The organism is Streptosporangium sp. NBC_01469 (genome assembly GCF_036227305.1).
GTDB lineage: Bacteria > Actinomycetota > Actinomycetes > Streptosporangiales > Streptosporangiaceae > Streptosporangium.
In genome coordinates this window covers 8,589,903-8,612,878 of the sequence record NZ_CP109465.1, presented here as the reverse complement: position 1 = coordinate 8,612,878, position 22,976 = coordinate 8,589,903, and the positions used below count along the sequence as shown (strand labels likewise).

Below are 22,976 nucleotides of genomic sequence, written 5' to 3'. Positions count from 1 at the left end.
GCCTCCCGCAGCCGGAGCCGGGAATCTCGACCGGCCCCGCCCGGGTGCTCCGCGGGGGAGCGGGCCCGCGCCGCTCTCAGGCGGGCACCATCTCCCTGACCGGCGGGGGGTGCCCCACCGGGGCGATCCGCACGGTCGGCACGGCCGGCTCGACCTGCTCCATCAGCTCGTCCATGGCCTCCCGCAGGTGGCCCATGAGCCGCCACACGTCGGCCACCCGGTCCGGGCAGGACAGGATGCCGAAGTCGAGCGAGCCGTCGTAGGAGAAGCAGGTGATGTTGACCCCGCCGCTCACGTCGGTCAGCACCGACATGGGGTGGTAGGCGAGCACCCTGGCCCCGCACAGGTACAGCGGGAGCTGCGGCCCCGGCACGTTCGAGACGATCAGGTTGATCGGCGGCAGCACGATCGAGGCCAGCCGGAACACCGCGGAGGTCGCCAGCGCGGTGACGGCCGAGGGCAGCATCGACGACAGCTCGCCCAGCCAGGCCGTGGGGGCGCCGGCGAAGCGCCGCTTGGCGGCGAGCATCGTCCCGGCCATGACGCGCAGGCGCTCGCGGGGGCAGGCCAGGTCGGTCGGGATCGGGGTGACCATGACGGAGATCTGGTTGCCGACCACGTCCTGCGCGCTCGCGGTGCGGACCGCGACCGGGACCGCGGCGATCAGCGGCCGGTCGGGCAGCGCGTCGCGCTCGTGCAGCCACGCGCGCAGCGCCGAGGCGCACAGCGTCATGACCACGTCGTTGACGCTGGCCCCCGCGCTCTTGGCCACCCGCTTGACGTCCGCGAGCGGGATCGACCCGTAGGAGAAGCGCCGCTCGGCGCCGATCGGGCCGTTGAACGGCGTGCGCGGCGCGGTCAGCATGGGCGGCTCCGAGGGCGCTGACGGCTCCGGCGCCCTCCCCGCGATCATCCGGGTGGCGGCGGCCACCTGCCGGGCGCCGGGCAGGGCAGAGGTCAGCGGCATCGTGTCGAGCTCGGTCGCCATGCGGCCCAGCGAGTACAGCGTCCTGGCGGGCTGGAGCACCGTCCTGGCCACGGCCCCGGCGAGCATGCCGGCCAGGCCGGGGGCGGTGGTCCGCGGTCCGGGCGCGGGCCGCTCGACGGCGCGGGGCTCGGGTGTCAGGTCCAGCAGCGCCGCGAGCAGCTCCGCCCCGGACACCCCGTCGATGGCGCAGTGGTGGACCTTGGCGTACAGGGCGACCCGGCCGCCGGTCAGGCCGTGGATGAGGTGCATCTCCCACAGCGGGCGGGTCCGGTCGAGGTGCCGCTCGTGGATCCTGGCCACCTTCTCGGCGAGCTGGGCGTCGTCGCCGGGGCCCGCGAGGGTCACCTCGTGGACGTGGCCGGCGACGTCGAGATCGGGGTCCTCCGTCCAGTAAGGACGGTCGAGGCCGAACGGCACGGTGGCCAGGCGCAACCTCAGCGCCGGGGCCAGGTGCAGCCGCTCGCGGAGCAGCCCGACCAGGCACTCGCGGGTGACGGCTCCCAGCCTGGAGCAGGCGGGGTCGAGGATGGCCAGCCCCGCGACGTGGGCCGCCGTGGTCGCCGATTCGGCGTGAAGGAACTGCGCGTCGAGCGCGGTCAGCTGGCGCATCGGTCGGGCCTCCCAGCGGAAAATGCGAGAAATCGGAGAACACGTGTTGCCATCATCACGTCGGCACGTTTCCCTCTCGTTTCCTCCGTAGGACCTCCGGCGTTTTTCGGACGTCTCCTCGGCGAGGCGTGGAGACCCGCCGATCGTCGCCCTGCGTAACCTTCCCATTTCACACGGTAGACACGCCTTCCGGACGGGGTCACTCTGACGATCTTTTCCGAAGGAAATACTCGTCCATGGATGTCCGGCGCCGTCTCTATTGCCTCTATTTCCTACCAGAAAAATAGGTAATATGCGAGAGGCGACACGCCCCCGCCGTCCTCGGCCGTCACCTCACCGGCCGAGGAAGGCGAGCAGCCGCTCCAGCGGCCAGGTGTTGATCACGTCGTCGGTGGTGAGCCACCCGCGCTGGGCGACGCCGATGCCGAACCGCTGGTTGTCGAGGTGCGGAACCGCGTGGGCGTCGCTGTCGACGGAGAACTTCACACCGTGGTGGTGCGCGAGCCGCACCAGGTCGGCGGGGAGGTCGGAGCGGTCGGGGAAGGAGTCGATCTCCATCGCGGTGCCGGTGCGGGCCGCGGCGCGGAACACCTCGTCCCAGTCGGCGTCCACCGGCGGGCGGATGCCGATCCTGCGGGTGGTCGGGTGGCCGATGATGTGCACGTTGGGGTTCTCGCACGCGGCGACGAAGCGCCGGGTCATCTCCGCGCGCGACTGGTTGAAGTGCGAGTGGACGCTGGCCACGCACACGTCGAAGCCCTCCAGCACCTCGGCGGGCCAGTCGACCGAGCCGTCGGGGGCGATGTTCAGCTCGCTGCCGTGCAGCAGCCGCGTCTTCGGATACTTCCTCTGCAGCTCGCGGATGCGCTCGCGCTGCTCCAGGGCCTTTTCCAGCTTCATCCGGTGCATCGCGAGGTCGGGCGCGTGGTCGGTCACCGCGTAGTAGGAGTAGCCGCGGGCCGCGGCGGCGGCGACCATGTCCTCCAGGGGGGCGATCCCGTCGGTCAGGTCGGTGTGGGTGTGCAGGTCGCCCCTGAGGTCCTCGACGGTGACCAGCCTGGGCAGCTCGTGCTTGAGCGCGGCGGCGATCTCGCCGCCGTCCTCACGCAGGGTCGGCGGGATCCACTCCATGCCGAGCGCCCCGAAGACCTCCTCCTCGGTCGCGGCCGCGATCACCCGGTCGCCGTCGAACAGGCCGTACTCCGACAGCTTCCAGCCCCTCTTCACGATGATCTCCCGCAGGTGCACGGTGTGCTCCTTGGAACCCGTGAAATACATCATCGCGGCGCCCCACGACTCGGCGGGGACCAGGCGCAGGTCGACCTGGACGCCCTGGGCGGTGCGGATCGAGGTCTTCTTCTCGCCCGAGGCGACGACCTCCGCGACGTAGGGCTGCGCCTTGAAGTCGTCCATCAGCGACTCGGGGCCGACCACGAGGATGTCGATGTCGCCGACGGTGTCCTTCATCCGGCGCAGCGACCCGGCGTAGGCGATCCGCTCGGCGCCCGGCAGCGAGGCGATGACCCGCTCGGCCAGGTCCATCGCCGTCCCGGTGTGCATCCTGGCGCTGTGCTCGGCGAGGTGCTCGACGCCCTTCAGGAGGTTTTCCACGGTCTTGGCGCCGAAGCCCTTGACGCCGTCGAGGCGCCCCTCCCCGATGGCCTTCACCAGGGCCTCGGGGGAGTCGATGCCCAGCTCCTGGAAGAGGAAGACGGCCTTCTTCGGCCCGAGCGAGGTCACCCGGGTCAGCCGCCGCACCCCCTGGGGGACCTTCTCCCGCAGGTCGTCGAGCTGCCGGAAGCTGCCCCGCTCCAGGTATTCCTCGACCTTCTTGGCGATCGCCTCACCCACCCCGGAGACGCTCCGCACGGGCACGGTCGTGATGTCGTCGGGAAACCCGGCGATCGCCCTGGCGGCCTTCTGGTAACTGCGGACCCGGAACGCGTCGCCGCCGTTCATCGCGAACAGCTCGGCGTACTCCTCCAGGGCGGCGGCGACGTCATCGTTAGCTCGTGCCATGGGTCCAGCCTAGAAGATCGCACCGACATTTCCCGGCTCCGGCCGTCACGGGAGACCGGCCGTCACGGGAAACCCGGCGGCAGGAGAACCGGGCGGCGCGCGCCGCCGCGCCGCCCGGTGGTCTGGATCCCCGCTGTGCCCCCGCTGGGTCCCCTCGCGGCCCTCAGTCCCGGCCGTGCTCGGCGTGCTCGGCGACGCCGGGGAGATCGGGGAGATCCGCCGGGTAGGTCAGCAGGTGGCCGCACATGCCGTCGCGGGGCACCGAGGGCACCCGGGTGACCGCGGCCTCGCGCAGGTGGGCGAGGTCGCCGGCGCGCAGGGCCGCCAGCTGGGCGCCCGTCGTCTCGGCGGCGCGCAGCGGGCCGTCGCGCCAGCGGGACTCGAAGGCGTCCAGGCGGGGGGCGACGAGCCCGGCGGCGGCCTCCAGGAAGGCGGCGAAGCCGGGGCGGCCCTCGGCGCGGAGCCGGAGGAACCCCTCGACGGCCAGGTCGCGTCGCTCGCGCGGGGCCGAGCGCGCGGCGGCGGCGTACCGGGCGGGGTCGGCGAGGACGCCGGGGGGAAAGGTCAGGACGGCGTCACCGGCCTCGGGCAGGCCGCTGTTCTGCATGAGGACCACGATGCGCAGGCCGCCGCCGTTGACCAGGCGGTGGACTGTGCCGGGGGTGAACCGGACGACGGCGCCGGGGGCCAGCGCCGTCTCCTGGTACCCGCTCCAGGTCAGGGTCTGGACGGCGCCGGAACCGGCCACCACGGCGTACGCCTCGGCGCACAGCGTGTGCAGGTGGGGCGACCCCCCGCGCAGGCCGTCCTCGGCGGGCCAGTCGTAGACGGTCAGATCGCTCACGCCTGTGCCGAACACGGGTCCTCCTCGTTCCTGCGAACTCCTGCCGAGCTTCTGCCGAACTCCTGCCGGGCTTCTGCCGAACGCTCCCGCTGGACTCCTGTCGAACCTCGGCCGAACGCTCCTGCCGGACGTTTCCGCCGAAAACTTCTCGGGACCGGTCATACCCCGCCGGACGCGGCGCGAGGCCGTTACGTCCCCTCCGGATACGGGTGTTCCCCGACGTACGCCTCCAGCCGGGGGCGGTCCCACGCACCGGTGGCCACGACCATCCGGTAGCCCAGGCGCAGCGTCGCGCCGGGCGGCAGGACCAGCTCGCGATGGAACGCGATGGACGGGTTGACGGCCGCGAACGGCGTCGTGCGGACGAACCAGACGGCGGGCAGGGCACTCTGGAACAGCAGGGTGGAGGAGCGGTCCACCTCGTCGTGGTGGCCGGTGTAGGCGAGCCAGGCCGACTCCCGGCCCATCATCTCCGGCCCCTCGCCGCTCTCCGCGACCACCCGCCCGTGCTCGAAGGAGCGGGGCCCGCGCCAGAACAGGCCGCAGTACCCGGCCATCGGGCGGCCGTTGGTGGTGGGGCTGCCGAAGACCAGGTCCTCCCCGCGCACGTTGGTGATCGCGGTGGACAGCTCCAGCGCCCACGAGTCCTCCCGCACGTCCCGCACCCCGAAGGTCCGCACCTCGTCCACCCAGTGCTCGCCGCCCTGGGTGTGCCAGGTCAGGCGCTCCACGCCGGGGGCGAGGAACTCCTCGTGCCGCATGGTCCCGTTGTTGGGCAGGTCCACGTACCCGGCGGCCTCGCGGACATAGCTGCCGCCGCCCCAGAAGTTCTCCCCCGACAGGTCCGAGACGGTCAGCTGCAGGCCCCGGTGCCAGCGGTGGTCGTGCGGGCGGTAGGCGCTGACCACGTCCCCGGCCAGGGTCCTGATCGGGTGGAAGTACGGCTTGGGCGACTCGAAGACCGGCGTCTCCGGCCGGTGGACGTAGTGCAGGATCTCGACGCCGCGTTCGGTGAAGGTCAGTCGCATGCGCGTCCGTCCAGGCGGTGGTGGAAGGGGTGGCCGGGGGTGAGGTCGGCGCGGAGCACGGGCCGGCCGGTGAACGCCGACGCGTACAGGCCCGTGATCAGTTCGAGCGCCCGGCGCCCCTCGGGGCCGCTCATGGGCGGGCGCTCGCCGCGCTCGTAGGCGTCCAGCAGTTCCGCCAGCTGCGCCTCGTGCGAGCTCGGCAGGTCCGCGGGCGGGTTCCAGCGCTCCGAGGTGGAGGTCCAGTCGGCGTTGCGGTAGCCGTACAGGTGACGCAGTTCCACGGTCGCCTCGGTGTAGTCGAAGCGCAGGTAGCTCTCCTCGCGCCGGGACAGCACGCTGTTGACCACCGAGGCCATCGCGCCGGAGGCGAAGCGGACGGCGGCCATCGAGACGTCCTCGGTCTCGATCCGGCGGTCCAGCGTGCCGGTCATCGCGCGGATCTCGGACCAGTCGCCGAGGACCGACAGCATCAGGTCCATCTGGTGGATGCCGTGTCCCATCGTGGGGCCGCCGCCCTCGGTCTCCCACCGGCCGCGCCAGGGCACCTCGAAGTAGGCGTGGTCGCGGTACCAGGCGGTCACGCAGAGCGCGACGAGCGGGCGGCCCAGCTCGGGGGCGAGGGCGCGCAGGTGCCGCGCGCCGGAGCCGAACCGGTGCTGGGAGACGACCGAGGCGTAGCCGGGCCCCTCGGCCGCCGAGATCAGGTCGTACTCGGCCAGCGACAGGCAGGCGGGTTTCTCGATCCACACCCAGGCGCCCGCCCTCAGGCAGGCCACCGCCTGGGCGGCGTGCAGGTGCGGCGGGGTGCAGAGGTGGACGAGGTCGGGCCGTTCCGCGTCGAGCATCGCCTCCAGGGAGGTGTACGCCCCCGGGATGGCGTGCTCGGCGCAGAACGCCCTGACCCGCGCCTCGTCCACGTCCGCGGCGGCCACCACCCGCGCCCTGCGCGCCTCGGCGCGCAGGGCGGGCAGGTGGCAGATCCCGGCGATGCCGCCGGCGCCCGCGACCGCCACCCGGATCACCGCGGTCCTCCCGGTACGGATGACCCCCCCGGCCTCCGGCCGCGGGAAGGACGTCGCGCGTACGGGACCCGGACGGCGCTCACGGGCGCGTCACCGGACGACGACGGTCGTCAGGGAGCGCGGGGCGAGGGTGAGGCTCCTGCCGGGCCTCAGCCCCGGCAGCGGGGTGGCGGCGAGTGAGTGTTCGCGGTTGGTCAGGTAGGCGGTGGCCCGGCCGGGGCGGGTGGTGATCCGGGTGGTGACGGGGGCGGCGGAGGTGTTGAGGATCTCCACGACCTCCGACCCCCCGGCGTTGCGGAAGGCGGTGACCTTCAGCGCCGGGTCGGCCGCGGCGACGGAGAGCCGGACCGCGCCGGGGCGGACGAAGCGGCTGTAGGCGGCCAGCGCCCACAGGCGCTTGGAGACGCGGTAGGTCGAGGTGGCCTCGTCGATCTGGATCAGTCCCCGGGTGGCGCCGCGCGAGGCGCCGAACCAGAAGACGTAGCCGTTCGCCTTGCCCAGGGTGAGCGAGTCGTGGATCTGCTGGGCGACCGCGAAGCCGTCGTAGCCGCTGCCGTCGTCCCACTCCTCGTTCCAGGTGGTCCCGTCGGGCGACCACTCCGACATCCACACGGGCCGGTCGGTGGGCAGCGGGCCGTCCACCGGGCTGACGTAGGGGTGCCCGGCGTGCGTGGCGACCCACCGCCGCGCGACGGGGTCGGCCTCGATGGCGGCGGTGTACTCGCGCTGCTGGGACCAGCCGGCGGCGTCGCAGCAGACCACCTTGAGGCCGGTGCGGGCCGCGGTGGGGCCGAGCACCTTGACGAACTCGGCGGCCTCCTTGGGGGTGAACCGCATCGAGGCGTACGAGACGGTGAGGTCGGGCTCGTTGGTGAACCCGATGTCGGTGATCCTGATGCCCTCCTTGGCGTAGAACTTCGCGTACTGGACCAGGTAGTTCGCGTACGCCTGCCGCCACTCGGGGAGCAGTGTCCCGCCGTTGCTGTCGGAGCCGTTGTCCTTCATGTAGCCGGGGGCGCTCCAGGCGTCGGCGTAGAAGCGGGTCACGCCGTAGCGCCTGGCCTCCTTGGCCAGCCAGACCTGGCCGCCGTCCTCGCCGTCCCAGACGTACTTCGGGGGCGCGGTGGGCCCGCCGGGGTCCTCGGGCTGGATGGAGGCCATCAGGTCGTACGGGCTGCCGGTGGGGGAGGAGCCGATGCCCAGACGCAGGATGCTGAGCCCCGCGCCCTTCTCCGGGCTGAGCCACAGATCGAGGATCTCCCGCTGCTTGGCGGCGGGCAGCGCGCGGACCAGCTCGTTGCGCCGGAACGCCTGCGAGAAGCCGAAGCCGTCGATCTTCTGGAGGACGCCGTGATGGTCCACTCGGATCTGGGAAGCGTTTTCCATGGCGGCCGGGCTGATTCCGAGGAGGGGGAGCGCGAGGACCGGTGCCAGCAGTGCCCTGTGATGTCGAGACATGCGGAAACCCGCTTTCCGAAAGTTTCACAAGATTACCGAGACATTTCGTGTCGAGTACCGTAAATGTTTCGGGGGCGGTCGTCAACAGCCGGTCAGGGCGTGAGTGGAGAAGGGGCGGCCGGTGCACGGGAGGGCCGCCGGGCGGGAAGCATGGCCGGGGGTGAGCCGGGCGGGGAGCGGAGCCGGGGGGTGAGGGAGGCCGATCGCCGCGGGCGCCGCCGGGCGGGGGTCAGCCGGCCGGCGGCGCGGTGCTGTCGCGGACGAGGAGGTCGGTGGCGAGCTCCACCCGCCGGGGTTCGTGCCCGCCCCGGTCGAGCCCGAGCACCATCCGGGTGGCCAGCTCCGCCATCTCCTGGAGCGGCTGGCGCACGGTGGTCAGCGGCGGCCACGCGGAACGTGCCAGCGGCAGGTCGTCGAAGCCCACCACCGACAGGTCGTCGGGAACCCGCAGGCCGCGCTGCCTGGCCGCCTCGAAGACGCCGAACGCCTGCATGTCGCTGCCGGCGAAGATCGCGGTGGGCGGCTCGTCCAGGGACAGCAGGGCGTGGCCGTGGTCGCGGCCGGAACCGACCAGGAAGTCGCCGTACCTGATGAGCGCCGTGTCCACCGCGATCCCCGCGGTCTCCAGCGCCGCCCGGTAGCCGTCGACGCGGGCCCGGCTGCACAGCATGCCGGCGGGGCCGCCGATCATCCCGATCCTGCGGTGGCCCAGCTCCAGCAGGTGGCGGGTGGCGGCCAGGCCGCCGTTCCAGTTGGTGGCGCCGACCGAGGCGACCCCGGGCGGCGGCTCGCCCTCCGGGTCCACCACCACGAACGGGATGGACCTGGCGGCCAGCTGGCCGTGCTGGTCGGCGCTGATCCGGGAGCCGACCAGGATGGCCCCGTCGGTGCGCCGGGCGGCGATCCGCTCCACCCAGTCCCTGCCCGGCCCCGCGTGGCTGTGCAGGACCGAGACGACCACCCCGGCGTCGACCTCGCGGGCCGCGGTCTCCACGCCGCGCACCAGCTCCATCGCCCACGGGCTCTCGATCTCGGTGAAGACCAGGTCGACCAGGCCGACGGGGGCGTCGCCCTGGCCGGTCCTGCGCTGGTAGCCGTGCTTGTGCAGCAGGCGCTCGATCCGCTGCCTGGTCTCGGACGCGACCTCGGGCCGCCCGTTGATGACTTTCGAGACCGTGGGCGCGGAGACCCCGGCCTCCTCGGCGATCAGGGCGATCGTCACGCGCGGCTTGGTTGGCATGCGGCGAATACTAACTGAAACCTTTCGGAGGCTTTCCGGGGGAGGTGGTCGTCGCCGTCCGGGATCGCTACCACGGGGCTATTGACGTGTAACCGGGAGTTTACCTATTCTCCGGATCACGAAATATTCGGGGAATATATGAAATCTTTCACCTTACCTCCCGAAAGGGGATCCCCATGCTGAGTCGGCGAGGCGTGGTGGCTCTGGCGTTGTCCGCGCTGCTTCTTGGAGCCTGCGGTACGAGCGAAGACGGAAACGGGGCCCAACCCGGCGCGAGCACCGGCTCGGAGAAGGTCACCTTCGAGTTCTGGAACCTGGCGACGGCGGAACCCCTCAAGGGGTTCTGGGCGAACCTCATCAAGGACTACCAGGCGGCCCATCCGAATGTGACGATCAAGAACATCGCCATCGAGAACGACTCCTACAAGCCCAAGCTCGCAACGCTCACCCAGTCGGGAAAGGCGCCCGACCTCTACTCCACCTGGGGCGGCGGCGTCCTGAAGCAGCACATCGAGGCGGGCCTGGTGAAGGACCTGTCGTCCGACGCGGGCGACGTCATCGGCGCCCTCACCCCGGCGGCCCTGTCCGCCTACCAGTTCGACGGCAAGACCTACGGGCTGCCCACCGACATCGGCATGGTCGGCTTCTGGTACAACAAGGCGCTGTTCGAGAAGGCCGGCATCACCGCCCCGCCCGCCACCTGGACCGAGTATCTGGACGCGGTGAAGAAGCTGAAGGCGGACGGGACCACCCCGATCGCCCTCGCGGGCAAGGCCAAGTGGCCGGGCCACTACTACTGGGCCTATCTGGCCATGCGGGTGGCCGGGCTGGACGCCCTCAAGCAGGCCGGCAGCACCAACGACTTCACCGGGCCGGACTTCGTCACCGCCGGGCAGCGGCTCAAGGAGCTCGTCGACCTCCAGCCGTTCCAGAAGGGCTTCCAGGGTGCCGACTACTCCACCCCCGACGGGCAGGCCGCGACCATGGGCAACGGCAAGGCCGCCATGGAGCTGATGGGCCAGTGGGCCCCGTCCGTGCAGGCGGACGCCGGCAAGGGCCTCGGCGACGACCTCGGGTTCTTCACCTTCCCCGCCGTGGAGGGGGGCAAGGGCGCCGCGGGCGACGCGTTCGGCGGCGGCGGCGGCCTGGCCCTGGGCGTCGACGCCCCGCCCGCCGCGCTGGACTTCCTGAAGTTCGCGCTCAAGCCGGAGAACCACAGCAAGGCCGTCAAGGCCGGAGCGGTCCTGCCCGTGCTCAAGACGGGTGAGGAGGCGGCCGTCACCGACCCCCACATCAAGACGGTCTCCGAGACGCTGTCGGCCGCGAGCGGCTTCCAGCTCTACCTCGACCAGGAGTACCCGCCGGCCGTCGGCCAGGAGGTCAACGACGCCGTGGCCGAGCTGATCGGGGGCACCAAGACGCCGCAGGAGGTCGTCCAAGCCGTCACCGAGACGGCCAAGTCGGAGTCGGAGTAGCCGCCCGGATGAAGACGGTGACGACGATGACGGGGCCGGACGCACGTCCGGCCCCTCACTCCGAGAGACCCGCCGCTAGGCGGGGGCGGGGCGGCGGCCTCCGCCGGGGACGTGGCTGGGTCACCGCGATCCTGTTCGTGCTCCCCGCCCTGATCCTGTTCACCCTCCTGGTGCTTGTGCCGATCCTGGTGGCCGGCTACACCAGCCTCTACAAGTGGAACGGCATCGGCCCGCCGAGCAACTTCATCGGCCTGGACAACTTCACCCGGCTGTTCCAGAGCGACATCATCATCGGCGACCTGCGCAACGGCGCCATCCTGATCGTGCTGGGCCTGGCGGTGCAGCTGCCGCTCTCGCTGGGCCTGGCGGTGATGCTGAACCAGAGGATCCGCGGGCGCGCCTTCTACCGGCTGCTGTTCTTCGCGCCGTACATGCTCTCCGAGGCGATCACCGCCGTGCTGTTCTCGCTGATCCTGTCGCCCGAGGCGGGCCTGGCCAACCAGCTGCTGACCTCCTGGGGGCTGGAGCCCTGGCCCTGGCTGTCGGAGCCGGACACCGTGATGTTCTCGCTGTTCCTCGTGATCACCTGGAAGTACTTCGGGTTCCACATGATCATCTACCTGGCCGGCCTGCAGGGCATCCCCAGGGAGCTGAGCGAGGCGGCCAGGATCGACGGCGCCGGCGGCTGGGACGTGTTCCGCCACGTCACCCTGCCGCTGCTCGGCCCCACCATCCGGATCAGCGCGTTCCTGTCCGTCATCGGCACGATCCAGCTCTTCGACCTGGTCTGGATCCTCACCGGCGGCGGCCCGTCGCACGCCTCGGAGACCATGGCCGTCAGCATGTTCGAGTACGGCTTCAAGCGGTCCCAGATCGGCTACTCCAGCGCGATCAGCATCGTCATGTTCCTCATCAGCCTCGTCTTCGCCCTCGGCTACCAGCGGTTCGTCCTGCGCCGGGACCTGGAAGGGGCCAGTACCACCATGGGAGACCGCCGATGACCGCCCGGCTCCGCACGCTCCCGATCCACGCGGTCATCTGGGTGGCGGCCGTCTTCATCGTCATCCCCTTCCTGTACGGCCTGCTCGGCGGCTTCAAGAGCTCCGACCAGCTCTCCGGCAACCCGCTGGGCCTGCCCTCCCCGTGGGTCACCGAGAACTACACCGACGTGATCGGCTCCGGCGCGTTCTGGCGCCAGCTGCTCAACAGCCTGTTCATCGCGGTGGCGACCACCGTGCTGGTCGTGGGGCTGTCGGCGATGGCCGCCTTCGCCTTCGCCCGGTTCGCCTTCCGGGGCCGCGAGTTCCTGTTCACACTGTTCGCCGTCGGGCTGATGTTCCCGTTCGCGGTGGCGATCCTGCCGCTGTTCGTCCTGCTGCGCACGTTCGGCCTGCTGGACAACCCGCTCGGGGTGATCCTGCCGCAGGCCGCGTTCGGCCTTCCGCTGACCGTCATCATCCTGCGGACGTTCTTCCGATCCATCCCGAAGGAGGTCGAGGAGGCCGCCATCATCGACGGCTGCACCGCCTTCGGCTTCTTCTGGCGGGTGCTGCTGCCGATAGCCCGGCCCGCCCTGGCCACCGTCTCGGTCCTGGCGATCGTGGCGAGCTGGAACAACTTCTTCCTCCCGCTGGTGGTCTTCAACGACCCGAACCTGTGGACCCTGCCACTCGGCGTCCAGCAGTTCCAGGGCGAGTACATGGCGGACACCGCCAGGATCCTGGCCTACGTCATCGTCTCGATGGTCCCGGCGCTGGCCTTCTACGCCGTCGCCGAACGTCAGCTGATCAGCGGCCTCACCGCGGGCGCCACCAAGGGCTGACCCGAATTCATCGTCGTGCAGAGAGCTCGCCCGTAGAAAGATCGTCGTGTAGAGAGTGAGACAACATGACCCTGAGTGTCGCCGGATCCCGTTTCGTCGATTCGGCCGGCACCCCGGTACGGCTGCGTGGAGTGGGCCTCGGGGGATGGCTGAACATGGAGAACTTCATCACCGGCTACCCGGCCAACGAGTCCGCGATGCGAGAGGCCGTCCGGGAGGTGCTGGGGGAGGATCGGGCCGAGCTGTTCTTCGACCGCCTGCTCACCTCGTTCTTCGGCGCGGACGACGCCGCGCTGCTGGCCGGCCTCGGCGTCAACTGCGTCCGCATCCCGATCAACTACCGCCACCTGGAGTCCGACGACCGCCCCTTCGAGATCATCGAGCACGGCTTCCGCCACCTGGACCGGGTGATCGGCCTGCTCGCCGAGCACGGCATCTACAGCGTCATCGACCTGCACGCCCTGCCCGGCGCGCAGAACCAGCACTGGCACTCCGACAACCCCACCCACATCGCCGCGTTCTGGCAGCACCGACACTTCCAGGATCGCGCCGTCCACCTGTGGGAGGTCGTGGCCGACCGGTACAGGGACAACCCCTGGGTGGCCGGATACAACCCGATGAACGAGCCGGGCGATTCGAGCGGGCGGGTCATCGGCCCCTTCTACGACCGCCTGGTCAAGGCCGTCCGCGCCGTCGACCCGGGACACGTGCTGTTCCTGGACGGCAACACCTACTCCACCGACTTCTCGATCTTCCGCGAGGTGTACGAGAACACGGTCTTCGTCTGCCACGACTACGCCCTGGCCGGTTTCGCGCACGGCGGCCCCTACCCGGGCCACACCCGCGGCGAGTGGGTGGACCGGGCCCAGCTGGAGCGCTCCTTCGAGCGGCGGACCGTCTTCCAGCGGGAGACCGGCACCCCCATCTGGGTCGGCGAGTTCGGCCCCGTCTACACCGGCGATCCGGAGATCGACCGGCAGCGCTACCAGATCCTCCGCGACCAGCTGGAGATCTTCGACTCGTACGGGGCCGGCTGGTCGCTGTGGACCTACAAGGACGTCGGGCTCCAGGGCCTGGTCAGCGCGGGCGAGCCGTACATGGAGCGGTTCGGCGCCTTCATCGCCAAGAAGGGACGGCTGGGCGCCGACCGGTGGGGCTCGACGATGGAGGAGTCGGCGAGCGAGCTGGCCCCCCTGCACCGGCTGATGGAGACCGAGTTCCCGTCCTGGAACCCCTACCCGTGGGGCGCCCGCTACCAGACCGACGACCTGATCCGGCACGTCCTCATCGCGCAGGCGCTGCTCCCCGAGTACGCGGAACTGCTGCGCGGCCACTCCGACGAGGAACTGATCGCCCTGGCCGACTCCTTCGCCCTCGCCCGCTGCGTCCGGCGCGAGCCGCTGCTGGACCTGCTCGCCGAGAACCTGCTCGCCGAGAACCCGCGCGGCGACGCCTGACACGCCCTGCTTCGGCCTGCCCACTTTCACCTGATCGAGAACCCGTACGGCGACATCTGACACGCCCTGCTTCGGCCTGCCCACTTTCACCTGATCGAGAACCCGTACGGCGACATCTGACACGCCCCGCTTCGGCCTGCCCATTCCCACCTGACCGAGAACCCGTACGGCGACGCCTGACAGACGCCCCGCTTCGGCCTGCCCACTCCCACCTGACCGAGGAGCCCAGGAAAGATGCGCACCCCCCGGCCGCTCGTGAAAACGCCGCGACCAGCCGTCCTCGCCCTGCTGTCCCTCGCGCTGTCCCTGGTGGCGGGCACGCTGGCGGTGGTGCCGGCCACCGCCGCCGCGGCGGCCACCATCGCCACCTACGACTTCGAGTCCGGGGCCCAGGGCTGGGGGCCGCGAGGTTCCGGGGTGTCGGTCGCCACGACTCCGGACTCCGCGCACGGCGGCGCCCGGTCCCTGCTCACCACCGGCCGTACCGCGACCTGGCACGGCGCGGCCGTCACCCCGCCGTTCGAGAAGGGCGTCACCTACGAGGTGACCGCGTGGGCGCGGGCCGTCGCCGGCAGTCCGTCCTCGACGGTCGCGCTCACCGTGCAGCGCACCCCGGCCGGGGGCGAGGCCGTCTACGAGCGTGTCGCGGCGGACGTCGTCACCGACGCCGCGTGGGTCCGGCTGTCCGGGACCTACACCTACCAGGCCGACTCGGACCTGTCGCTGTACGCCGAGAGCTCCGGGGAGACCGCCGGCTTCCTGCTCGACGACATCGTGGTCACCGCCGACACCGACCCCACCCGGTCCGGCCTGACCAGCGACTTCGAGACCGGCACCGCGCAGGAGTGGACCGCGCGCGGCGGCTCCGCTCTCACCCCGGGCGCCGCCTCCGCGCGCACCGGCTCGTACGGCCTGGGCGTCACGAACCGGCAGGCCTCCTGGGACGGCCCGTCACGGACCGTCCTGGGCAGGATGGCCAAGGGGGCGAAGTACACCCTGTCGGTGTGGGTGCGCACCGCCGACGCCCAGAGCCTGGGCCTGTCGGTCGAGCGGCGGCTGGACGGCACCCCCGCCTACGATCGGGTGGCCGCGCCCAGGGCCCTGGGCGCGGGGGAGTGGACCGAACTCGCGGGCACCTACACCCTGGCTTACGACGTGGACTTCCTGAGCGTCTACGTCGAGTCGGCCGAAGGGACGGCGCCCTTCGACGTCGACGACTTCCGGCTGGCCTACGTCGAGCCCAAGCCCATCCAGACCGACATCCCCCCGCTGAAGGACAGGGTGCCGTTCACGATCGGCGCGGCCTTCTACCGGGGGGCCACCCTGGGCGAGCACGCCAAACTCATCACCCGGCACTACGGGAGCGTCACCCCCGGCAACAGCCTCAAATGGGACGCCACCGAACCGGTGGAGGGCGAGTTCACCTTCGCCGACGGCGATTACCTGGTCGACTGGGCGACCGCCAACGACCTGGAGTTCCGCGGCCACACCCTCGTCTGGCACAGCCAGACCCCCGCCTGGGTGTTCGAGGGCGCCACCAAGGAGATCCTGCTCCGGCGGCTGGAGAACCACATCCGCGCCGTGATGGGCCGCTACAAGGGAAAAATCGGCACCTGGGACGTGGTCAACGAGGTCGTCGACGAGAATCAGGCCGACGGGCTGCGCCGCTCCCCGTGGTACGAGATCGCCGGGCTCGACTACATCAGGACCGCCTTCCGGGTCGCCCGCGAGGTGGACCCGGACGCGAAACTCGTCATCAACGACTACAACACCGAGTTCCCGCGCAAGCGGCAGGCACTCTACGACCTGGTGCGGAAGCTGCGCGCCGAGGGCGTGCCGATCGACGCGGTCGGCCACCAGCTGCACGTCAACGTCGAGCAGCCGCCCGCCTCGTACATCGAGGACACGATCGAGAGGTTCGCCGGGCTGGGCGTCGACCAGCAGGTCACCGAGCTGGACGTGAGCGTCTACACCGACTTCACGACCTCATACGACACGGTGCCCGCCGAGGTGCTGGCCCTGCAGGGCCACCGGTACCGGGAGATCTTCGACGTCTTCCGGCGTCAGGCCCGCCACCTGTCGTCGGTGACGATCTGGGGCGTCGCCGACGACGCGACCTGGCTGTCGTCCTTCCCGATCACCCGGCTGAACCCGCCGCTGCCGTTCGACGACGAGCTCCAGGCCAAGCCCGCCTACTGGGGCATCGCCGACCCCGGCAGGCTGCCCCCGATCAGCCGGAGCCTGAACGCGCCCGCGGGCACGGTCACGGTGGACGGCAAGCGGGACGAGCAGTGGGATCTGCTGCCCGACGCGCCCATCGCCAGGACCGGCCACCTGTCGGCGGCCTGGCAGGCACGCACCACCCCCGCCGGTCTGTACGTGCTGGCCGAGGTCACCGACGCCACGGACGACAAGACCGACACCGTCACGTTCACCGCAGGCGGCACCCCGTACCGGATCCAGCGGGGCGGCACGCACGCCCACGGCTTCAAGGCGCACACCAAGAAGACCGCCACCGGCTACCGGGTCGAGGCGCTGCTCCCGTCCGGCACGGCGACCGGCGTCCGGGTCGCCGTGGCCGACGCGGGCGGGCGGGAGACCACCTGGACGGGTGAGCTGGTCCCCCTACCGGCGATCAGGACGACCTCCGCGCCGAAGGGCGTCCCCGTGGTGGACGGCACCGTGGACGCCGCCTGGAACAGGGTCCCGGAGGTCACCACCGGCACCCGGGTCCAGGGCACCTCCGGGGCGACCGCCAGGGTGAAGGCGATGTGGAAGGCGGGCACCCTCTATGTCCTGGCCCGCGTCACCGACCCCACCCTCAGCGAGGAGTCGCCGAACGCCTGGGAGCAGGACTCCGTCGAGATCTTCGTGGACCCGGAGAACAACAAGACCAGGGGCTACGACGATGACGACGGCCAGTACCGGATCAGCTTCACCGGCCGGAAGACCGTCGGCGGCACCTTCGACGCCTTCGCCGTCAAGGACAACCTGACCGGCGCGGCCACCCGCGTCGCCGGAGGCTACGTGGTCGAGGCGGCGATCCGGCTGCCCACGGTGACCCTGGAGCAGAACGCCCTGCTCGGCTTCGACGTGCAGGCCAACGACGCCACGGGCACCACCCGCACGGCCGCCGCCACCTGGAACGACCCGACCGGGCGGAGCTACGTCGACACGTCGAGGTGGGGGGTGCTCCGGCTCACCAAGTAGACACGCCCGCCGGGCCCGTCCCTTTCTCAGGGGGGACGGGCCCGGCGTCTCCTTTCCTTCCAGTCCTTCCAGAGCCCGGGGCCTGGGCCCGAGGGCACCAACGACCACAGCCTGGGCCGGGAGCACCGGCGACCAGAGTTCGAGCCCGGGGACACCAGCGAAGGCCCCTCGTCCGTCAACGGAGGTTTCATGTACACCAACCCCGTCATCCCCGGTTTCCACCCCGACCCCTCGGTGTGCCGGGTGGGCGAGGACTACTACCTCGTCACCTCGTCCTTCGAGTGGTTCCCCGGGGTGCCGATCTTCCACAGCCGCGACCTCGTGCACTGGCGGCAGCTCGGCCACGTCCTGGACCGGCCGTCCCAGCTCGACCTGGACGGCGTACGGCCGTCCGGCGGCATCTACGCCCCCACCATCCGGCACCACGACGGCGTCTTCTACATGATCACCACGTTGATGGACGAGCCGGGCAACTTCCTGGTCACCGCCACCGACCCGGCCGGGCCGTGGAGCGACCCGGTGTGGTTCCCCGGTACTCGCGGCTTCGACCCCTCGCTGTTCTTCGACGACGACGGCCGCGCCTGGATGACCGGCACCCGGCTGAAGGACGCCGGGCGCTACGAGGGCGACAGCGAGATCTGGCTGCGCGAGTTCGACCCGGCCACGCTCAAGCCGTTCGGTGAGGAGCACGTGATCTGGGAGGCGGCGCAGCGCGGCGGCGTCTGGTGCGAGGGCCCGCACATCTACCGGATCGGCGCCTACTACTACCTGCTCACCTCGGAGGGCGGCACCGCCGAGGACCACGCCGTCATGGTCGCCAGAGCCGAGCGGATCACCGGCCCCTACCTGGGCAACCCGCGCAACCCCGTCCTCACCCACCGCCACCTCGGGCTGCGCCACCCCGTCACCAGCGTCGGCCACCCCGACCTGGTCCAGAACGCGGAGGGCGAGTGGTGGTCGGTCCTCCTCGCCACCCGCCCCTACGGCGCGCTCCCCGCTTCCGTCGCTCCCGTCGAGGACCGTCCCTACGGCGCCCCCGCAGGTTCCCCCGACGGCCTCTCCCGCGTGAGCTCCTCCGCCACCCGCTCCCACAGCGGACCGGCCGGCTCCCGTGGCGAATCCATCGGCTCCCGTGGCGAATCCGCCGATGACCATGGTGAATCCATCGGCGACCAGCCCACGACGGCCGCCTTCCGCGCCTCCAGGGGCTACAACCTGGGCCGCGAGACCTTCCTCACCCGCGTCCGCTGGGAGGACGACTGGCCGGTCTTCGACCAGGTGGAACCGTACGCGCAGGCCCCCTCGACTCCCGCGCGCCGCTGGCCCGCCACCCCCGCCTGCGACCACTTCGACACCCCGCGCCTCGCACCGGAGTGGAACCACCTGCGCACGCCCCGCGAACCGTACTGGAGCCTGGCCGACAGCCGCCTCACCCTGAGAGTGCGACCGCAGACCCTGCGCGAGCGGGCCGCGCCCAGCCTGGTCGCCCGGCGGCAGCGGCACATCGCCTTCGCGGCCCACACGGTGATGGAGTTCCGTCCGGAGGGGAAGGAGTGCGCCGGGCTCGTCCTGTTCCAGAACGACGACTTCCACATCACGCTCGTCCTCACCGCGCACGGCCTGGAACTCACCCGCAGGTCCGGCGGCACCGACACCCTCCTGGTCCGCGCGGACGTCGTCCCCTCCGGCCCGCTGTGGCTGGGCGTGGAGGCCCACGGCCAGGACTACCAGGCGCGCTACGCGCTGCGCCCCGGTGAGTGGACCGACCTCGCGGCCCCGGTGGACGGCCGCGTCCTCGGCTCCACCGTGGCCGGAGGCTTCACCGGCGCCATGATCGGCCTTTACGCCTCCTCCAACGGCCACCCGAGCACCAACACGGCCGCCTTCGACTGGTTCGAATACCTGCCACTCCTGGCATGACCTCCGGGAGCCGGTGATTTTCGGGAGGTCGGTGTGACGAGGGAGAGCGACATCGACTGACTGGACCACGGTTGTCGCTGCACGTGATCTTGTATTGGCCTACGCTCAATCTAGACAGACTAGACAGGAGGTTTTCGTGGGCGGATGGCAGGTGCAGGAGGCGAAGCAGCGCTTCAGCGAGGTCGTACGGCGGGCGGTCAGTGAAGGGCCTCAAGTGGTCACCCGGCACGGAGAGGAAGTGGCCGTGGTGATCGACATCGCCGAATATCGCCGTCTCAAAGGCGACGCTCCAGATTTCGGGCGGTTCCTTCTCGCTGATCCCAACTGGGACGACGACATCGAGTTTCCCCGGAACCGGGATCTTCCCCGAGGGGTGGATCTCGGCTGATGGGCATCGGCTATCTCCTCGACACGAATGTGGTCTCCGAGGTTCGCAAGCGAAGCGGAAGTTCTCACGTCAGGGACTGGATAGGTGGGGCTCACGGGCCCACGCTCTATCTCAGCAGCCTGACGGTCGGTGAGATCCGCTGCGGAGTCGAGCTCCGCCGACGCAGGGATCCCGAGCAGGCGACGATTCTGGAACGCTGGCTTCACGGACTTCACCGGCAGTTCGGTGATCGCATCGTTCCCGTCACCTCGGAGGTCGCGGAGGAGTGGGGACGGCTGAACGCCATCCGCCCGCTTCCGACGACGGACGGCCTGATCGCCGCGACGGCCAGGGTGAACGGGTGGACGCTGGTGAGCAGGAACGTCAAGGACTTCGAGGGCACGGGCGTGTCCGTGGTCAACCCCTTCGAGTCGCCGCACTGACGTCGCCGTCCGTGGGCCGCGGTGCGGGCCGGCAGTCCTGGGAACACCCTCCGAAGCGGGCCGAGTCGATGGGCGTGAACGACGCCGGCGGCACACTCTTCAACGCGCCGATCATCGTGTCCTTCCAGATCGGCCCGGGAAGGGTGGCCCCGGCCACCGCCCCGTAGTACCGGCCGCCGATCGTGACGCCGGTCAGCCTGTGGTCCCGCGAGCCGCGCGGGTCGCCGATGCTGACCGCGCCGGCCAGGTCCGGGGTGAACCCGGCGAACCACGCGGACGCGTAGTCATCGGTGGTGCCGGTCTTGCCGGCCGCGTCGCGGCCGATGCCACCGACGAGCCGCATCGTGCCCTTGGTGAACACCCCCGACAGCACGTCGGCCGCCGCGTCGGCGACCTCGGGGTCGAGCGCCTGGCGGCACTTGGGCTTGTAGTCGGTGACCTCACCGTTCCTGTCGGTGATCCGGCTGATCGCCATCGGCGCGCAGTACTTGCCACGCGCGCCGATCGCGGCGTAGGCGTTGGCCACCGTCACCGGGTCCATCTCGTTGGTGCCGAGCGTGAACGTCGAGAACTCCAGGAGCTTGAGCCCGTCGGAGCGGTGGATGCCCAGCGATCTCGCGGTCTTGATCGTCTCACAGAGCCCGACGCGCTGCTCCAGCTCCATGAAGAACGTGTTCACCGACCCCCAGGTGCCGGTCTGCAGGGTCTTCCAGCCCGGAGCGCCCTCGTCGTTGGTGACCGTCCAGCCCGGGTCGCCGATGTTCTCGCCCTTGCAGTTCTTGAACGCCGAGTACCCCGAGGCGCGGAAACCGGCCCCGGCGGTGAACCCGTCGTTGACCTTCATGCCCTGCTCCAGCGCGGTGAGCAACGTGAACGTCTTGAACGTCGAGCCCGCCTGGAAACCGACGCCGCCGCCGTGCGCGGCGTCCGCGACCAGGTTGTAGGACATCTCGTTCCTGGCCTTGCTGCGCCCGTAGGTCCGGCTGGCCGCCATGGCCTTGATCGCCCCGGTACCCGGCTGGACCAGCGCCTCGGCCGCCGCCGGGTTGTCGGAGGGGTGGACCCACTTCCTGATCGCCCGGTCCGCCGCCGCCTGCATGGCCGGATCCAGCGTGGTCCTGATCGTCAGACCGCCACGATTGAGGAACTCCCCCCGCGCCTTGGCCGTCTTGCCGAACGCGGGATTCTTCAACACCTCGTTGCGGGCGTAGATGCAGAAGTACGGGTACTTGCTGGACTCACACCCGCCGACCTGCTTCGTGCCCCTGTAGCCGAGCTTGGCCGCCTTCGCCTTCGCCGCCTCGGCCGGGGTGATCTTGCCCAGCTCCGCCATCCGGTCCAGCACCACGTTGCGCCGCTTCAGCAACCGATCCCGATGCTTCCTGCCCAGGTTGGGGTCGGTGGCGTTGGGGTCCTGCACCGCGCCCGCCAGCGTCGCCGCCTGCGGCAGGGTGAGGTCGGCCGCGGGCACACCGAAGAACCGCTTGGCCGCCGCCTCCACCCCATAGGCACTCGCCCCGAAATAGGCGATGTTCAGATACTTCTCCAAGATCTCGTCCTTGGAGTACTTCTCCTCCACCGCCATCGCGTGCCGCAACTCGTTCAGCTTGCGCGCGTAACTGGCCTCCAGCGCCTTGTCCTTCTCCTCGTCGCTGGAGGCGGAGTTGAGCAGGACCTGCTTGACGTACTGCTGGGTGATACTGGAGCCGCCCTGGCTCACCCCGCCCGCGCTCAGGTTCTTGGCGAACGCGCGGATCGTGCCCTCAAGATCGATCGCACCGTGCTGGTAGAACCGGTAGTCCTCGATCGAGATGATCGCCGTCTTCATGATCTCGGCGACCTCGTCGAGCTTCACGACCTCGCGATACTCCTCGTAGAACCGCGCGATCTCGTTGCCCCGGGCATCCTGCACGACCGAGACCTCCGCCGGCGGCGGCTCGGTGAGATCCTCAGGTCTGAGGTCCACCTCGCTGGTCACCGACATGAAGCCGAGGCCCGCGCCCCCCACGGCTGGCAACGCGATCCCCGCCACGAGCACGCCCACCGCCGCGCCCGCGGCGGCGAGTCGTACGATCTTCGTCCCCCGACCGGACATCAGAGCCTGCCGAGCCCGCGGGCCAGGATGGTGGCGGTCTTCGCGATGGTCGGGTTGTCGGTGGCGAGACCCGGGGTGCGGTTGGTGTAGATCGCCATGATGATGGGGGCGTCGCCCTTTCTGGGCCAGATGACGGCGATGTCGTTGCCGCCGCCGAACCCGTCGGAGTTGGTGCCGGTCTTGTCGCCGATAGTCCAGGTCTTGGGCAGGCCCGCCCGGATGCGCTCGTCGCCGGTCTTGTTCGCGAGCAGCCAGGCGTTGAGCTGCTCGCGGTCCTTGGCGTGCAGCGCCTTGCCGGTCGTGAGCACGCGCAGGTCGCGGCCGATGGCCGCGGGCGTGGTGGTGTCACGCTTTTCCTTGGGGGTCCAGTCGTTGAGCTCGGGGTGCCAGCGGTCCATCCGGGAGACCGGGTCCTTCAGGCCGCGGAAGTACTTCGTCAGGCCCGCAGGGCCGCCGATCTGCTTGAGCAGCAGGTTGGACGCGGTGCCGTCGCTCTGAGTGACGGCAGCCTCACACAGTTGGGTGACGGTCAGGCCGTCCTTGACGTGCTTCTCGGTGACCGGCGAGTTGGGCTTCATGTCGGCGGCCGTCCACTTGACGAGCTTGTTCATCAGGCCGGGGGCGGAGGTGCGCGCCTTGTGCAGCACACTCGCGCAGAGGGGCGCCTTGAAGGTGGACAGCATCGGGAAGCGCTCGCCCGACCGGTACGTCACCGTCCTGCCGGTCGCCGTGTCCAGGGCGTACGCGCCGATGCGGCCCTTGAAGGACGCCTCCAGCCCGCGCAGGTCCTTGAGGGTCTGATCAGCGCGCGCAGGCGTCGCCGTCGTCTGATCAGTACGCGCGGGAGTCGTCGTCGCGGGCGGAGCGGTGGACGCGTGAGCGGTCGTCGCGACACCCGGCAGGGGGACGAGCACGAGTGAGGCCAGCGTCGAGAGCACGGCGCGTCGAAGAAGCTGAGCGGGCATGGTCGGGCCTTCCC

General features: G+C 70.7%; 17 protein-coding genes. 8 read left to right on the top strand and 9 right to left on the bottom strand.

Features of this window, described 5'->3' with window-relative positions; all coding sequences use genetic code 11:
• Nucleotides 1–76: 76 nt before the first annotated feature.
• The 7 genes from OG587_RS37445 to OG587_RS37415 form a co-directional block, all read right to left on the bottom strand.
• On the bottom strand, nt 77–1,597 hold the full coding sequence (locus tag OG587_RS37445) for a WS/DGAT/MGAT family O-acyltransferase (protein ID WP_329083531.1): 1,521 nt from the start codon (nt 1,595–1,597) through the stop codon (nt 77–79).
• Between the two features lie 333 nt (nt 1,598–1,930).
• Nucleotides 1,931–3,616, bottom strand: a complete 1,686-nt coding sequence (gene polX, locus OG587_RS37440) for a DNA polymerase/3'-5' exonuclease PolX (protein WP_329083530.1) — start codon at nt 3,614–3,616, stop codon at nt 1,931–1,933.
• 163 nt (nt 3,617–3,779) lie between these two features.
• Nucleotides 3,780–4,475, bottom strand: coding sequence for a cupin domain-containing protein (locus OG587_RS37435; RefSeq protein ID WP_329083529.1), 696 nt, complete (start codon nt 4,473–4,475; stop codon nt 3,780–3,782).
• Nucleotides 4,476–4,648: 173 nt separating this feature from the next.
• Complete coding sequence (locus tag OG587_RS37430) at nt 4,649–5,488, bottom strand: PmoA family protein (protein WP_329083528.1); 840 nt, start codon at nt 5,486–5,488, stop codon at nt 4,649–4,651.
• Complete coding sequence (locus tag OG587_RS37425; RefSeq protein WP_329094118.1) at nt 5,479–6,507, bottom strand: Gfo/Idh/MocA family protein; 1,029 nt, start codon at nt 6,505–6,507, stop codon at nt 5,479–5,481. Before OG587_RS37425 ends, OG587_RS37430 begins: the two co-directional genes overlap by 10 nt.
• 93 nt (nt 6,508–6,600) lie before the next feature.
• Entirely contained in the window at nt 6,601–7,968 is a 1,368-nt protein-coding gene (locus OG587_RS37420; RefSeq protein ID WP_329083527.1) for a glycoside hydrolase family 30 protein, read from the bottom strand.
• Between the two features lie 229 nt (nt 7,969–8,197).
• On the bottom strand, nt 8,198–9,208 hold the full coding sequence (locus OG587_RS37415; protein WP_329083526.1) for a LacI family DNA-binding transcriptional regulator: 1,011 nt from the start codon (nt 9,206–9,208) through the stop codon (nt 8,198–8,200).
• Between the two features lie 176 nt (nt 9,209–9,384).
• Here OG587_RS37415 and OG587_RS37410 point away from each other — a divergent pair, with 176 nt between their 5' ends.
• The 8 genes from OG587_RS37410 (at nt 9,385) to OG587_RS37375 (ending at nt 19,902) form a co-directional block, all read left to right on the top strand.
• A complete protein-coding gene (locus tag OG587_RS37410) occupies nt 9,385–10,683 on the top strand; it encodes an extracellular solute-binding protein (protein ID WP_329083525.1) in 1,299 nt (432 codons plus the stop codon).
• A gap of 137 nt (nt 10,684–10,820) precedes the next feature.
• Nucleotides 10,821–11,684 (top strand): carbohydrate ABC transporter permease, encoded by an 864-nt coding sequence (locus OG587_RS37405; RefSeq protein WP_329083524.1) that lies wholly within the window; start codon nt 10,821–10,823, stop codon nt 11,682–11,684.
• On the top strand, nt 11,681–12,505 hold the full coding sequence (locus tag OG587_RS37400; protein ID WP_329083523.1) for a carbohydrate ABC transporter permease: 825 nt from the start codon (nt 11,681–11,683) through the stop codon (nt 12,503–12,505). Before OG587_RS37405 ends, OG587_RS37400 begins: the two co-directional genes overlap by 4 nt.
• 65 nt (nt 12,506–12,570) lie before the next feature.
• Complete coding sequence (locus OG587_RS37395; RefSeq protein ID WP_329083522.1) at nt 12,571–13,962, top strand: glycoside hydrolase family 5 protein; 1,392 nt, start codon at nt 12,571–12,573, stop codon at nt 13,960–13,962.
• Between the two features lie 234 nt (nt 13,963–14,196).
• Nucleotides 14,197–17,172, top strand: a complete 2,976-nt coding sequence (locus OG587_RS37390) for an endo-1,4-beta-xylanase (protein WP_329083521.1) — start codon at nt 14,197–14,199, stop codon at nt 17,170–17,172.
• A gap of 189 nt (nt 17,173–17,361) precedes the next feature.
• The gene (locus OG587_RS37385) at nt 17,362–19,092 is read left to right on the top strand and encodes a glycoside hydrolase family 43 protein (RefSeq protein ID WP_329083520.1); all 1,731 of its coding nucleotides are present in this window, start codon (nt 17,362–17,364) and stop codon (nt 19,090–19,092) included.
• Nucleotides 19,093–19,228: 136 nt separating this feature from the next.
• Nucleotides 19,229–19,480, top strand: a complete 252-nt coding sequence (locus OG587_RS37380) for a type II toxin-antitoxin system Phd/YefM family antitoxin (protein ID WP_329083519.1) — start codon at nt 19,229–19,231, stop codon at nt 19,478–19,480.
• Complete coding sequence (locus tag OG587_RS37375) at nt 19,480–19,902, top strand: type II toxin-antitoxin system VapC family toxin (RefSeq protein ID WP_329083518.1); 423 nt, start codon at nt 19,480–19,482, stop codon at nt 19,900–19,902. The genes OG587_RS37380 and OG587_RS37375 overlap by 1 nt, the downstream gene beginning before the upstream one ends.
• On the opposite strand, the gene OG587_RS37370 is transcribed toward OG587_RS37375, so the two are convergent.
• Together OG587_RS37370 and bla are read right to left on the bottom strand one after the other, a co-directional pair.
• The gene (locus tag OG587_RS37370) at nt 19,877–21,997 is read right to left on the bottom strand and encodes a transglycosylase domain-containing protein (RefSeq protein ID WP_329083517.1); all 2,121 of its coding nucleotides are present in this window, start codon (nt 21,995–21,997) and stop codon (nt 19,877–19,879) included. The genes OG587_RS37375 and OG587_RS37370 overlap by 26 nt on opposite strands.
• On the bottom strand, nt 21,997–22,962 hold the full coding sequence (gene bla / locus OG587_RS37365) for a class A beta-lactamase (protein WP_329083516.1): 966 nt from the start codon (nt 22,960–22,962) through the stop codon (nt 21,997–21,999). Before bla ends, OG587_RS37370 begins: the two co-directional genes overlap by 1 nt.
• Between the last annotated feature and the right edge of the window lie 14 nt (nt 22,963–22,976).